This is a genomic window from Desulfomarina profundi (assembly GCF_019703855.1).
GTDB classification, from domain to species: domain Bacteria; phylum Desulfobacterota; class Desulfobulbia; order Desulfobulbales; family Desulfocapsaceae; genus Desulfomarina; species Desulfomarina profundi.
Genome location: NZ_AP024086.1, coordinates 1,975,613 through 1,988,850, shown reverse-complemented (window position 1 = coordinate 1,988,850; position 13,238 = coordinate 1,975,613). Strand labels below are relative to the sequence as shown.

The 13,238-nt window shown below is 45.1% G+C and carries 16 protein-coding genes, 1 tRNA gene and 2 pseudogenes; 9 read left to right on the top strand and 10 right to left on the bottom strand.

Translation table 11 applies throughout. From position 1 onward, the window contains the following. Positions 1-18: 18 nt before the first annotated feature. Positions 19-516: an NADH-quinone oxidoreductase subunit B gene (locus LO777_RS09205; protein ID WP_329955705.1), complete on the bottom strand. Its 498-nt coding sequence runs from the start codon at positions 514-516 to the stop codon at positions 19-21. After that, entirely contained in the window at positions 486-911 is a 426-nt protein-coding gene (locus tag LO777_RS09200; RefSeq protein WP_228857191.1) for an NADH-quinone oxidoreductase subunit A, read from the bottom strand. Before LO777_RS09200 ends, LO777_RS09205 begins: the two co-directional genes overlap by 31 nt. Positions 912-1,373: 462 nt before the next feature. Here LO777_RS09200 and LO777_RS09195 point away from each other — a divergent pair, with 462 nt between their 5' ends. Continuing rightward, a complete protein-coding gene (locus tag LO777_RS09195) occupies positions 1,374-2,348 on the top strand; it encodes a LysR substrate-binding domain-containing protein (protein WP_228857190.1) in 975 nt (324 codons plus the stop codon). Between the two features lie 61 nt (positions 2,349-2,409). On the opposite strand, the gene LO777_RS09190 is transcribed toward LO777_RS09195, so the two are convergent. From LO777_RS09190 to LO777_RS09165, 6 genes and pseudogenes are all read right to left on the bottom strand, one after another. Beyond that, positions 2,410-2,721 carry a pseudouridine synthase family protein gene (locus LO777_RS09190; RefSeq protein WP_228857189.1) on the bottom strand — a complete coding sequence of 104 codons (312 nt, stop codon included), beginning with the start codon at positions 2,719-2,721 and terminating at the stop codon, positions 2,410-2,412. A 20-nt stretch (positions 2,722-2,741) separates the two neighbouring features. Then, a complete protein-coding gene (locus LO777_RS09185) occupies positions 2,742-3,170 on the bottom strand; it encodes a tRNA pseudouridine synthase A (protein WP_228857188.1) in 429 nt (142 codons plus the stop codon). A 15-nt stretch (positions 3,171-3,185) separates the two neighbouring features. Beyond that, a pseudogene (gene argC, locus LO777_RS09180) lies at positions 3,186-4,228 on the bottom strand (N-acetyl-gamma-glutamyl-phosphate reductase). A 285-nt stretch (positions 4,229-4,513) separates the two neighbouring features. Next, positions 4,514-4,906: a 30S ribosomal protein S9 gene (gene rpsI, locus LO777_RS09175; protein WP_228857187.1), complete on the bottom strand. Its 393-nt coding sequence runs from the start codon at positions 4,904-4,906 to the stop codon at positions 4,514-4,516. Positions 4,907-4,922: 16 nt separating this feature from the next. Continuing rightward, positions 4,923-5,351, bottom strand: coding sequence for a 50S ribosomal protein L13 (gene rplM, locus LO777_RS09170; protein ID WP_228857186.1), 429 nt, complete (start codon positions 5,349-5,351; stop codon positions 4,923-4,925). 72 nt (positions 5,352-5,423) lie between these two features. Next, positions 5,424-5,498, bottom strand: a tRNA-Gly gene (locus LO777_RS09165). A gap of 272 nt (positions 5,499-5,770) precedes the next feature. Between LO777_RS09165 and hisB the strand changes: the two are divergent. The 6 genes and pseudogenes from hisB (at position 5,771) to ubiE (ending at position 10,247) form a co-directional block, all read left to right on the top strand. Beyond that, positions 5,771-6,369 (top strand): annotated as a pseudogene (hisB, locus tag LO777_RS21025) (imidazoleglycerol-phosphate dehydratase HisB). Positions 6,370-6,393: 24 nt separating this feature from the next. Further along, positions 6,394-6,861, top strand: a complete 468-nt coding sequence (locus LO777_RS09155; protein ID WP_228857185.1) for a hypothetical protein — start codon at positions 6,394-6,396, stop codon at positions 6,859-6,861. Continuing rightward, complete coding sequence (locus LO777_RS09150) at positions 6,843-7,034, top strand: hypothetical protein (RefSeq protein WP_228857184.1); 192 nt, start codon at positions 6,843-6,845, stop codon at positions 7,032-7,034. Before LO777_RS09155 ends, LO777_RS09150 begins: the two co-directional genes overlap by 19 nt. Before the next feature lie 193 nt (positions 7,035-7,227). Further along, positions 7,228-7,956 (top strand): tRNA lysidine(34) synthetase, encoded by a 729-nt coding sequence (locus LO777_RS09145; protein WP_228857183.1) that lies wholly within the window; start codon positions 7,228-7,230, stop codon positions 7,954-7,956. Between the two features lie 175 nt (positions 7,957-8,131). Next, positions 8,132-9,490, top strand: a complete 1,359-nt coding sequence (gene asnS / locus LO777_RS09140; RefSeq protein WP_228857182.1) for an asparagine--tRNA ligase — start codon at positions 8,132-8,134, stop codon at positions 9,488-9,490. 73 nt (positions 9,491-9,563) lie between these two features. After that, positions 9,564-10,247 (top strand): bifunctional demethylmenaquinone methyltransferase/2-methoxy-6-polyprenyl-1,4-benzoquinol methylase UbiE, encoded by a 684-nt coding sequence (ubiE, locus tag LO777_RS09135; protein WP_228857181.1) that lies wholly within the window; start codon positions 9,564-9,566, stop codon positions 10,245-10,247. 27 nt (positions 10,248-10,274) lie between these two features. Here ubiE and LO777_RS09130 read toward each other — a convergent pair whose 3' ends face one another. After that, complete coding sequence (locus tag LO777_RS09130) at positions 10,275-11,033, bottom strand: MOSC domain-containing protein (protein ID WP_228857180.1); 759 nt, start codon at positions 11,031-11,033, stop codon at positions 10,275-10,277. A gap of 316 nt (positions 11,034-11,349) precedes the next feature. Here LO777_RS09130 and LO777_RS09125 point away from each other — a divergent pair, with 316 nt between their 5' ends. Beyond that, entirely contained in the window at positions 11,350-11,826 is a 477-nt protein-coding gene (locus LO777_RS09125) for a universal stress protein (protein ID WP_228857179.1), read from the top strand. Here LO777_RS09125 and LO777_RS09120 read toward each other — a convergent pair. Continuing rightward, positions 11,804-12,931, bottom strand: coding sequence for a hypothetical protein (locus LO777_RS09120; protein ID WP_228857178.1), 1,128 nt, complete (start codon positions 12,929-12,931; stop codon positions 11,804-11,806). The genes LO777_RS09125 and LO777_RS09120 overlap by 23 nt on opposite strands. On the opposite strand from LO777_RS09120, the gene LO777_RS09115 reads away from it, so the two are divergent. Beyond that, entirely contained in the window at positions 12,932-13,228 is a 297-nt protein-coding gene (locus tag LO777_RS09115) for a hypothetical protein (RefSeq protein ID WP_228857177.1), read from the top strand. Positions 13,229-13,238: the final 10 nt, after the last annotated feature.

Genomic DNA, 13,238 nt, shown 5'->3' with positions numbered 1-13,238 from the left:
ATAAAAATGCTTAAGAATTCAAGCCGCTTCAGGATTTTCCCACCTTTTCCAGTCAGAGACAAGGTGTTCCAATTCTATAATCCCCTGCAGGAGGGCTTCCGGCCTGGGCGGGCATCCCGGAACATAAACATCCACGGGGAGAAATTCATCCGCGCCGAGGACAATGGAATACTGTCCCTCAAAGGCGAAAGGGCCACCGGATATTGCGCAGTTGCCAAGGGCCATTACCCATTTAGGTTCAGGCATCTGGTCATACAGAGTTTTAATACCCGGCATCATTTTTTTGGTGATGGTTCCAGCGACAATCATTACATCACTTTGACGGGGAGAAGGTCGAAAAACCTCAGCACCAAACCTGGACATGTCAAAGCGGGCGCAGCCGGTTGCCATCATCTCAATGGCGCAACAGGCAATTCCGAATGTCAGGGGCCAGAGAGAGTTGGCCCGACCGATATTAATGAGTTTGTCAGCTAGAGCAAATTGAACTATTGACGAAGGTACGTTTTGCGTTCCCACTTAAAGACTCCCTTTTTCCAGGCATAAACAATTGCCAATGACAGAATACCGACAAAAATGATTATTTCTATAAAGTCACGAATTGAAGATGCAAAAAAAGCATCATTATATGCGATAGCTACCGGAAAAAGAAATAGAACATCAACATCAAAGGCGAGGAAAATAAGAGCATAGAGATAAAAGACTACACCGTAACGTATCCATGGATCACCAATTGGATCCATGCCGCACTCAATAGCTTGAAGAGCATTGTTGCGAATCTGTCTGGTACCGTTGGGCATGAGCAGGTAGACAATAGCAATCGGACCAAGTGCAAATGCCAGACCACCCAATGTGAATGCTGCTACCCAGATAACATTTTCCTGGTATAGAAATGCAGTAAATTGCTGTTCCATTGCAGTTCCTTTTACAATTAAATTGGAAACGGATACCATGTGATCAATGCCATTATCTAAATGAAAATTATCTGTTGATCAAGTCATTTTTTTGAATCGGCATTATTTTTAAAAACAAGAAGATAGGAAATAATAAGCATTGTCATGTATAATTATTATTGATCAGCAGCATAAATAATGATGAATTTAATGTCAACAGTAAAAAATGATGGTATGTATGCACAATAAGCACAATAGAAGTTGTGAAAATGCTGGTTGTGTTTGTTTTTATTATGTATTTTATGCTTGTATTTCAGGGTGAATGCTTAAAACGCATAAGTCTGATTGGAATAATGATTTCATTTCAAATGAATATTGAAAAGACTTGAGAAAGAATTCAAAAATGCTATATTAACAAACGAATGTGTAAATTATAAAGATGAATAGTATCAATTTTACTGAAAGGTCATTTGGTGTTAGGTTATGTCTATCACATTGAGACAATTAGAAATATTTATTGCTGTTGCAGAGACTGCGCAGGTAACAAAAGCCAGTAAAAAGTTATTTGTAACTCAGTCTGCCGTGAGTATGGCACTTGCCGAGCTTGAAAATCAACTTGGTGGGTCTCTTTTTGATAGACATGGAAGGAGCCTGTTGCTTAATGCCCGTGGTCGTTATCTGCTTCCACTTGCCAAGGACATTACCTGTCAGGTTGGAAATATCGAATCTATCATGTCCGAGAGGAATGATACTCTTGAAGGACATATTGAGGTTGTGGCCAGTACGACTTTAGGAAATTATATTCTTCCCTACCTCATCGGGGGATTTAAAAGAGTACACCCGAAGGTCCATGTCAATATGCTGGTATACCAGACGAGTTATGCGGAAAAACTGGTTTATGATAAAAAAATGGATCTTGGTTTTGTTGAAGGCCCTCTTTCCAGAAAAGAAGAAATATTGTCACGCCCATGGTTTGAGGATGAGTTGATTATACTCTGTGGTCCAACGGATCCCCTTGCTCATCATGAAGTTTTTAATATGAAAACCGATATGAAGGGAAAAAAATGGATCATGAGGGAAAGGGGATCCGGTACAGATGAAACCATTCGTAAAAAATTTGGTAAATACATGGACAATGTCAACATTGTCATGGAAATGGGCCACCCGGAGGCCGTAAAACGGGCTGTCGAGTCGGGAGCGGGAATAACTTGTCTGTCCGCACTTTCCATCTGTCGGGAGGTGGAAAATGGCTGGTTGAAGAGCTTGAAAATTGATGATCTTGATATGAAAAGGCAGTTGAAAATTATCCAGAGGCGTGATCTGGAGTTAACCGATGCCCACGCTGAATTCCTCTCATTTTGTGATGTAATGACAATCTGTAATGAATCCAGGGTATGTCTTTCCTCACCTTGGAAACTGCAGTCACTCCTTGCCAGGCATTCTTCGCTGAAAAAGTAGACTGAATCCATGGATGTTCGATAATGGGGCAGTCTTTTAATCCAAACCTATTTCAGGCTGCTCAATAAAACACTTTTACCAGGCTCAGACCATGGGGTGGCGCCGTCGGGCCGGCACAGGTTCTGTCCTTTGCGGTAAGTATCATTTTGAATTGACCTGGGGTCAGGTGGCCTCTGCCGCAATCCAGTGCGGTGCCAACAATATTCCTGACCATGTTTCGCAGAAAACCGTCACCGGTAAATTCCAGCAGGATCTGTTCTTCCCTCTGGTGAAGTGAAGCCCTGTACAGTGTTCTCACTGCTCCTCGCCCTGAAGTGGCATGTTTATCGCGTGTACCGCTGTTTTCAAATGAGGAAAAATCATGTGTTCCCACCAGGTATGAAAGGGCCTGTGTTATTCTATCGACTTTGAGATCTGTTTTGACATGCAGAGAGTAGAGGCGGATATTGGGGGCTGGATGGATCCTGTAAAAATGGAGTAGCGATAAGTCTTTTTTCTGGCGGAAAAACGGGAGTGAAAATCCCGATCTACTTCGTCTGCCTGGAAAATCCGTATTGCTCCTGGAAGCATGGAGTTGAGTGCCTGGAGAAATTCTGAAGGGGTTATTGAAGCTGTTGTGTGGAAATGAGCAACCATTCCTTCTGCATGGACTCCGGCATCGGTTCTCCCGGCTCCGTGGAGGGTAATTTCGTTGCAGGTCATCCTGTTCAGACAGGTTTCAATTGTGCCCTGAATGGTTTTTTCCCCCCTTTTTTGCCTCTGCCAGCCACTGAAACCGGTTCCATCATATCCAATAACAAGTTTTATATTACGGGGCTCCATGGAGTGTGTCTGCTGTCATGGGAAGAGGGGAATCGTTTCTAACCCATCGGTTTCGTCGAAGCCACACATGAGATTCATGTTCTGTACAGCCTGGCCGGCGGCACCCTTGACGATGTTGTCGATACAGCTCATCACGATTACCCTGTCTGTCGCTTGGTCAATTTTGAAAGAAATATCACAGAAATTAGAGCCCCGGACAAACTGAGTAGCAGGAAAGTTGTTTTCCCCAAGAATTCGAATAAACGGCTCCGAACCATATTCCTGCAGAAAGAGATCTGTAAGTGTCCGGTGATCAAAATTCGAGGAGAGAGTGGCGTAGACAGTGCTCAGAATTCCGCGGGAAATCGGGAGCAGGTGAGGTGTGAAAGTTATAGTGACATCTTTGCGGGCAATAGCCTTGAGTTCCTGTTCTATTTCCGGTGTATGTCTGTGAGCCCTGCCGACTTTGTATGGTTTGAAGCCGTCATGGACTTCGCAGAAAAGAGTGGCTGTCTGTGGCGCACGCCCTGCACCTGTTGTTCCGGATTTTGAGTCGGCAATAATCGAATTTTCAATAATTGCTCCCGCTTTCAGCAGGGGAGCGAGAGCAAGGATAATAGATGTCGGATAGCAGCCGGGATTAGCCGTGAGTCTACTTTTGGCTATTATGTCTCTGTAGAGTTCGGGAAGACCGTAAGTCGCCTCTTTCAGCAGATGGGGGGATGAGTGGGGCTGGTACCATTTTTCATAGGTTGCAAGGTCGTGAATTCGATAATCAGCAGAAAGGTCCACTACTTTTTTCCCGGCGTCAAGAAGCCTGGGTGCAATATCCATTGCTGTTTTATGGGTACTGCAGTGAAGAAAAAATCAGCTCTGGAGGCGAGTTGGTCAGGGGTGAGGTTTTCGAAAACCAGCTCAGTTCTGTTTTTCAGGTTTGGAAAAATATCAGAGAGTTTTTTGCCTGCATATTTTCGAGATGTGGCTACAGTTAACCTGGCTTCAGGGTGATTGCACAGAATCCTGGTCAGTTCTGTGCCCGTGTATCCGGATGCGCCAACTATTCCAACATGAATTGTCATCAGTATGTCCTTTTGTTATCGAATCGTCAGGAAGCACTCTTTTCGGATCAGGGATGGTTGCAAATACAAAGCATGGTAATAAAAAAAACATGATTACATGCTAAATCCAGCCTGATACCTTCGAGCCTGGAGGTGTACCTGGTTTTCATGGGTGAACAGAATAAAAAAAAAAGGAATGACAGTAGAACTGTCATTCCTTTGGTGTTTTGAAACTTCTGTAAAATACAGTTCCCTGCTTTCTTCCGATCTTGCCTCGGAAAAAGAAGAAATGAAAGTAAATCCTTTCTATCGTTTCGAGAACTGGAATTTAGCGCGGGCACCTTTCTGTCCGTATTTCTTCCGTTCCTTGACTCTTGGGTCACGGGTAAGCAGACCGGATTGTTTCAGAGGAAGGCGGGTTTCCGGATTTGTTTCAAGAAGTGCCTTGGAAATACCGTGACAGAGCGCATCCACCTGTGCAGACTTGCCGCCACCTTTCAGGGTCGCCATGACATCATATTGCTCTGTTGTTTCTGTGACCTTAAAGGGTTTTTCAATTTTGTGACTCTTGAAGATCTGACCAAAATACTTGTCAGCTTCCATTTTGTTTACAATAACCTTTCCGGTTCCAGGAGTAAGCCAGACTCTGGCAATGGCATTTTTCCTTTTCCCGGTGGCGTAAAATCTATCTTGGGCCATGGTTTTATCTCCTGGATTAAATATCTAAAACGGTGGGCTGTTGTGCTGCATGTGGATGATCTTTACCGGCATACACTTTCAATTTTTTCAACTGAGCCCTTCCCAGTTTGTTTTTGGGAAGCATTCCCTTGACGGCAGCAGTGATAAGCGAAGTCGGGTTCTTGGCCAGCAGATCTTTCGCATTGATCTCTTTGATACCACCAATATATCCGGTATGATGATAATACTTCTTATCATTTAGCTTGTTGCCTGTGAGACGGATTTTTTCAGCATTGGTTACAACGATGAAATCACCATTATCTATAAAGGATGAGAAAGTCGGTTTATGTTTGCCGCGAAGACGGGAGGCTATTTCCGATGCCAGACGGCCCAGTACCTTGTCCTCTGCGTCGACAACATACCATTTCCTCTCGATCTCGTTGACTGGAGCAAGATAGGTTTTCATTGTATCCCTCAAAATGGTCGATCAATTAATAAAAAAAGGTTCGAACACCGTCGAACCTTTTGATGTATTGAGTGGAGCGGGAAACGAGATTCGAACTCGCGACTTCAACCTTGGCAAGGTTACACTCTACCACTGAGTTATTCCCGCTCGTACGTTTTTTTGTCAAAACTGCGGTGTTTATACAAGGTCTTAAAATTGGTGTCAATAAAAAAAGAAACCAACTCGGCTTTTCATTATAATTATTTTCACTCGTCATGTCACGAAAAATAGAGAAGGTTTTTTTTCTTTAGGGTATTATATCAGTTTCAGAATAATGGGTTGCAAGGGATATACTATGCTGCAAAACCGGTAAACTCTCTTTCGTTTTTTGGAACAATTTACACCACATTGCAATTCAAAGCCTTCAGGAATCAAGAAATATGGACGGAATAAAGATAACACGATCAAGCCGTGTTGCCCGTAAAACCAGGGAAACTGAAATAGAAATTGATCTTGCTCTGGATGGAGAAGGAAAAGCGGATATTGATACAGGTGTTCCTTTTCTTGATCACATGCTGACTCTTTTCAGTGTGCATGGTTTTTTTAATGTTACAATCAGGGGAAATGGTGATACGGAGGTTGACGACCACCATACGGTTGAGGATATCGGCATATGTTTTGGTCAGGTGATTGCCGAGACTCTTGGGATAAAACCGGGATAGCCAGGTATGGAAGCTGCCATATGGTCATGGATGAAACCCTTGTTCGGGTGGTTCTGGATCTTTCCAACAGACCCTGGCTGCATTACCGTGTGCCTGTAAAGGAGCAGAAACTTGGTACCTTCGACACGGCTCTGTCCCTGGAATTTTTCAGAGCAGTGAGTCAGCACGCCGGGATGACCCTCCATGTTGATCTTCTGCATGGGGGAAATGGGCATCATATTATTGAGGCAGTTTTCAAAGGGTTTGGCAGGGCTCTGGCCCAGGCAACCGCACCCCTGGACATTGAAGGTACCCTTTCTTCCAAAGGTTGTCTTTGATAGATATTCAACAAGGTGAAATCAGTGAAAAAAACAATACAAATTGGTTTATATATCGTTTGTTTTTCCCTTTATGCTCTTCTGGCGTCATGTTCAAACTTCATGGATGATGGCGGCAAAAAGGTACAGGTTCCTCTGGAGCCTCTGCGTTGCATTGTGATCCTTCCCGCCGGAACGACAGTTGGTAAAAATGATACTGTGACATTTAATAATGCTCGTGATCTGGAACGTGGAGCGAAACTGGCAACGGAAATTATTGCCAGGGAGTTGTCCGACAACCCTCAAGTGAGGGTGTTAACCGCAAACCAGGTTTCCAACCTTGTTTCGGAAATATCGGGAGGTATTTCCGGCACGGTTGCGGCGCTTGGAAAAAAAATAAATTGTGACGCTGTTCTGACAACTACGGTTGCCCGTTTCAAGCAGAGAGAAGGGGGGAGTATGCCTCCGAATCCCCGGCTTCTGTCAGATTCAACATGGTTCTCAGGCATGTGAAGACCGGGGCGGTACTCTGGTCTGCGGATTTTAAGGAAACCCAGGAATCCCTGCTCAGCAATATTCTTTCTTTTAACAAGGCCCAGAGCCGAGGATTTAAATGGATCAGTGTTGAAGAACTTCTTGAGCAGGGAATAAGAGAAAGGCTTGCACAATGCCCTTATCTTAAATAATTTTCAATAACCTGTTTTTTTCTTCCCGTGGCGGTCCGGCAGTAAGACGGTCACGGGGTTTTTTTGTCTCTTTTTATCTGAAAATCTCGCTGCTGAAGGTTATTTTGTCGTAGTCAGATTTTCATTATTGTGTTGTACCCACAGGTGCATAAATGGCTGAGCCTGAAGATTCTGCCAAGCCGGTTATTGCGTAATGGACAGTAATTATTCCCTTCCTCCACATGTGAACAGGAAAATCGGCAGGGCAATGCACGATTATTCTATGCTTGATGATGGCGACCGGGTCATGATCGCTGTTTCGGGCGGCATTGACAGTCTGACTTTGGCCTGGATCCTGAAAAGCTGGCGGAAAAAGGCACCCATTTCTTTTGAGGTGATGGTCCAGGTCATCGACCATGGTTTCTGGCGTGACCATGCCGGTGTTGCCGACCCTGGAGAATCAATTGGAAAACAGCTTGAAAGATTTGCGATTACATATGCCATTGACTCCGCCTGGGAGAGAATGGATCAGCTTAAATCGTGTTTTCAATGTGCCAGGGACAGGAGAAGTCAGCTGTTTGATCTGGCTCGGCAGAGGGGGTTCAACAAGATTGCCCTTGGACACCACATGGATGATCTTATCGAGACATTCTTTTTGAATATTCTCTACAGCGGTAATATTTCAACGATGGTTCCTGTCCAGAAACTGTTCGGAGGAAACCTTGTACTCATAAGGCCCATGGCTTATCTTGATAAAAATGAGGTGATGATGGTCGGTGGAGACCTGGGTTTTTTACCGGTTGAAAACTTCTGTCCTTTCAGCGATAAGGGCAGGAGGGGAAGTGTAAGAAAACTGCTGGCGTCTCTTTATGATAAAAACCCATTGGCTAAAAAATCCATTTTTGCGGCCCTTGCCAATATTCGGTCTGAATATATGTTGTAAATCCTACAGATAGTTATCTGAAAATCCCACGACCAGAGATTGTTTTGCCGCAGTCGGATTTTCATTTGTTTTTTGCTGCTGAGCCATTTGGTCCAGCCATGTTGGTTTTTCTGGATATAAAGGATAAGGAAATTCGATTTCTTTAAATTGTTGCAACGAAAAAAATGGTGAACAGATGAACAAGCGTATTCGTACTCTGCTCGTGGAACAACCCCTTAACACGAAAGTCAGTATCAAGGGATGGGTAAGGACCAGAAGGGACAGCGGAAGCTTTTCCTTTATAGAAATCAATGATGGTTCCTGTCTTGCTAATATCCAGGTTATTGCGGGCAATGATCTGGACAATTACCAGTCTGAAATCAAGCAGCTTAACACCGGTTGCAGTGTCAGTATAAAGGGTGAATTAAAAGAGTCACCGGCAAAGGGGCAGGATGTGGAAATTCACGCCAATGAAATCTGCATTGTCGGTCTTGCGGATCCGGAGGCCTATCCTCTGCAGAAAAAAAGGCATTCGTTTGAGTTCCTGCGGGAGATAAGTCATCTGCGTCCCAGAACAAATGCCCTGGGGGCCGTTGCCCGTGTCCGTTCAAGACTCGGTTACAGTGTCCATCGTTTTTTTCAGGAAAGAGGTTTTATCCAGGTCCATACACCGATAATAACCACCAGCGACTGTGAAGGTGCCGGAGAGATGTTTCAGGTGACAACTGCAGAGGAAGGAAAATCGGGTAGTCATTTTTTCGGACGACAGGCCGGTTTGACCGTGAGCGGCCAGTTGCAGGCTGAAGTGTATGCCCTGTCTCTTGGGGATGTGTATACCTTCGGTCCTACGTTCAGGGCTGAAAACTCGAATACAAGCCGACATCTCGCCGAATTCTGGATGATTGAACCGGAAATGGCCTTCTGTGATCTCAGGGGGAATATGCGTGTCGCTGAGGACATGATGCATTACCTGCTTGAAGATATCATGGTTAGCTGTGCAGAAGACCTGGAGCTTTTCAATAAGTTCATCGAGAAAGGGCTGCTTGAAAAACTTGGTCGGGTTGTGGAACAGGAATTTGCCCATGTGACTTATACGGACGCTGTTGATCTGCTTTTAAAGGCAAAGAAAAAATTTGATTATCCCGTTCAATGGGGCATTGATCTGCAGTCCGAGCATGAACGCTACCTGACGGAAGAAGTATTCAGGAGGCCACTTGTTGTCACCGATTATCCGGCGACAATCAAACCGTTTTATATGCGTGTCAATGAGGATGGCAGAACCGTTGCGGCCATGGATATTCTGGTCCCCGGAATTGGAGAACTGGTAGGTGGCAGTCAGCGTGAAGAACGGTATGATGTTCTGGAATCGAGAATGGTTGAGGCCGGGATCGATCTTGAGGAATATCAATGGTATCTTGATCTCCGTCGTTATGGAACTGTTCCCCATGCCGGGTTTGGCCTGGGATTTGAGCGGCTGGTCCAGTTTGTTACCGGAATGAAGAATATCAGGGAAGTTATACCTTTCCCGCGAACACCGGGATCGGCTCCCTGTTAATGATTACGGATGGAGTGATGGGAGTGAGGCGTGAGTTAAAAGGTGTTTGGGTGATGTGTGAGGGGATACTGTTTTGAGTAAAGGACCAGGTGTACAGAAGATGTTTGATGCCATTGCCGGGCGGTATGACATGATGAACCGTGTCATGACACTGGGCCAGGATCAGAAATGGCGGAAATTTGTTGTGAAAAAAACTGATGTTTCCCGGGGAGGATGGGTTCTTGATCTGGCAACAGGGACCGGTGACATTGCTGCCCTCATGCTTGATCAATACGACACTGTAAAACCGGTTGGTGCAGATTTTTCCATCGGTATGCTTGAGGAGGCTCGCAGGAGGTTTGGAGAAAAATCGATTGCATGGCAGTCATGTGACGCCAACAGACTGCCGTTTTTTGATGGGATCTTTGAGGCCGTCACCTTCGGCTATCTTCTGCGCAATGTGGATGATAGTCTCAGGGTCTTGCGCGAGGTTCATCGGGTCATGAAACCAGGAGGCCGGGTTGTCTGCCTGGATACAACGCCACCTGAAAGAAACCTGCTTTATCCATTTCTTCGTTTTTATTTTCGTTTCTGTATTCCGGCTCTCGGCCGGATGATTGCCGATGATGAGTCGGCTTATGCCTACCTGACCGGTTCAACCATGGAATTTCATCGGGCTGATAAATTGGCTGAACTCTTTCGTAAAGCGGGTTTTACCAGGGTCGGCTTTAAAAAATTCATGTTCGGTACTATCGCCATCCATTGGGGAGAAAAATGACGATACATTCGGCCGAGATTGATTTATTCAGGTTACAGAAAAAAGTTCATCTACCGTTCTGCACAGGTGGAGAGTTGATGAATTCTTTTTATACAGATTTTTTTTGTGATCAGTTTTTTCAAAGCCGGAAAGGGCGAGACCGTAACTGCCCGCCGGATCAAAAAGAATGATGTCATCGATTTTCTGCGTTTCAGTCAGATCCGTCAGGATTTGAGTCAGATTCCTGTTTTTATCATCAAGGCTGTCAAACCGGATAAAGGCGGGAGCTTTTTTTTCGGTTATTTTCCTGCGTAACTCTTCACCGAATTCATTTTCATCATTGCCGGTTGCTATGAGGGCAGCTGTTGCCGATATTTTGCCAGGAATAGTAATGGTATCACCCACGGATATCCTGCCGCCTCTGGTGACAACGCCGAAGATACCTTCTCTAGGCATGACACAGTCTCCGGCCTGATGATAGATAGCGCAGCGATTATGGCAGATTTTTCCAAGTTGAGAAATGATAATTTCACATTCACCCATTGTCAGATGGCTTCCCACCTGCAGTCCAACCAGGTTGATGCCTTCAGTCGTAATATTTTCCGCGAAGTTCCCGGCAACCACGTCCAATCCTTTTTCACGCATGAAATTGATACTTTCCTGGGCAAGAAAACTCACCTGGCGGTGCCATTTCCCTCCATGGGCATCGTTTTTCAACCCAAAATTCTCAATCAGGGTAGATGAGTCTATATTTTTTTTCCGCATTCCTTTTCTGTCACTGATGGATATTGCTTTTATGGTATTCAATTGGCTGACCTGTAATTTTTTTTCAAGTGCAGGATTCAGGTTTATATTTTTATATTTCCTTTAATCCGGGATTGTTTATTGAAAGTACCACACTGTACTACAATGTGTTACATTAGGATATCGGATTATTTCTGTTTGTCAAATGCATTTTCCGCCGGGCAGGAGTGAGAATCGTGAAACTCAGTTCCTGTCTGAAAAAAGGTTGTTGCAACAGATGGTCATGTATCTTGCTAATAGAGGTTCTCTGTGAGATAATAAGAAGAGGAAAGGGCACAAGTATTTTCCGTAGTCTCAGATTCAGAAAATGGAGGTGAATATGAGTGTAATTCGTGAAATTAAAAAGGTTGTGACTCCAGTGGATTTCTCAGACAATGCGAAAATTATTGCCGAATCCGCAGCTTATTTTGCAGGCAGATTCAACGGTTCCATGTATCTTGTTTTTGTTGTACAGAACTTTGAGGACTATTCAGGCTTTTTTGTGCCGCAGATGACCATTCCCACGCTTGAGGGAGAGCTTGTGGAAAGTGCCGAAAAAAAAATGGCCTCTTTCTGTGATGAGCTGGAAGATTTCTGCAGTAAAGCCGGGGTATCCGAACTGCATTTCAAGGTACTGATGGGAGATGTCGCGGAACAGATTGTTGATCATGCCGCCGAACTGGAAGCTGATCTGATCATCATGGGCACCCATGGATATAAGGGTTTGGAGAAGATCATGTTCGGCAGTGTAGCTGACAAGGTCGTTCGCTCCGCACCTTGCCCAGTGATGACAATCAACCCCTATACCTGCTGTTGATATCCACAAGAGCAAGGATTACATTTTTGCTTGAATGACCGCTGTTTTCCGCACCCAGAAGTTGTGGAATGGATGTATCAGCGAGGGAATAAAAACCCGCAGGGATACGTCCAAATTCCTCTGCGGGAAAGCGGTTTTCCAGGGCAGTCTCCCAGCCGGGGATGAATTCAGAGAAGACAGAATTAAAATCGATTGTTTTTTCCAGTCGCTCGCTTTCCTGCAGTCTGCTGATCAGGCGGGAAAAATCGGCCAGAGGTTTCCTGGCAAATTCGCGGAAGTCGCGGATGGCTTCAACAGCTTCGTGACTGTCTGTATGAACCAGTGCGGGCAATGTCACCTGGCCCAGGTGAAGAGCTGTTGCCTGATGCTGTTTTTCATAGGATTCAAAAAGCAATTCCCCGGCATCTTTTTCTGTAGTAACAAGGAGATCGCAGGATGGAACATTACCTTCCCGGTAAAGTCTTTTCCAGCTTCGCAGGCGTTTATCCATGTTTCCGGCGTGGGGCGGGTTCATGTTCTGCCTGATGAGGGACAGCTCTTGTGCCGGACTGTCTCCCAGGGGAGAGTCTTCATCTCCCGCCAGTTCCTGGAATAATTCTGTTTCCTCAGCCTGCAGGGAAGCAAGCTGCAGGGCTATTTCCTCTTCCTCACGGTCGAGCAATTCTCCAAGTGCAAGGACAAGTCGGGCCTGCCAGAGTAATTCCTGTTTATTGTTTCCGATCTTTTTTTTAACAACAGGTTGTCCCTGTCCGAGAATTGAGGAGAGGATCTGCTGTTCGGAATCTTCCGAAAGACTGTCTGTCCCGGACATTGCAGCCAGTGTCAGGCCACTGAGCTGGGAAGCGTAATTATCTTTCCTGTTTTTAATATCCTGGAGAAGACGAATGAACCGGTCCAGATCCCCTCCCAGGGGAGCCGGTATGTGTTCGTGACAGAGTTCGGCCTGGAGAAAAGTATCGGTTGCCTGGTTTCCATCAGCATGTATATTGAGAGTGTTTTCAGCAATTCGCAGAAGATGGAGTGGTGCAAAAAGCAGAAAAAGTGGATACTGCCTGGTTGTATAAATGGTTGTTTCTGGAAAATAGAGTGAATGAAGTGAGTTCATATGAAAGGTATTGAGAGAAAAGGTTCGTTTTATATTTCGGCTGTTCTGTATGTTATGTTCAATCTTCGCCTGGGGGCAGACGGTATTACGACTTTTACCGCAACAATCTGGCAGATTGTTCAGACGGCCCCTTTTGTTGCCGGAATTACCTATCTGATTATTGCTCTCCTGCAGTATATGTCCGGGGGAGAACCGGTTCCCTGGGACAGGCGGTTGCGGCTCTTTTTTGCAATCGGTATCCTGGCCGGTCTTTTTTACGGCATTTATGAATATGCAGGTGTTACCAACGGAATATAATAAACCGTTA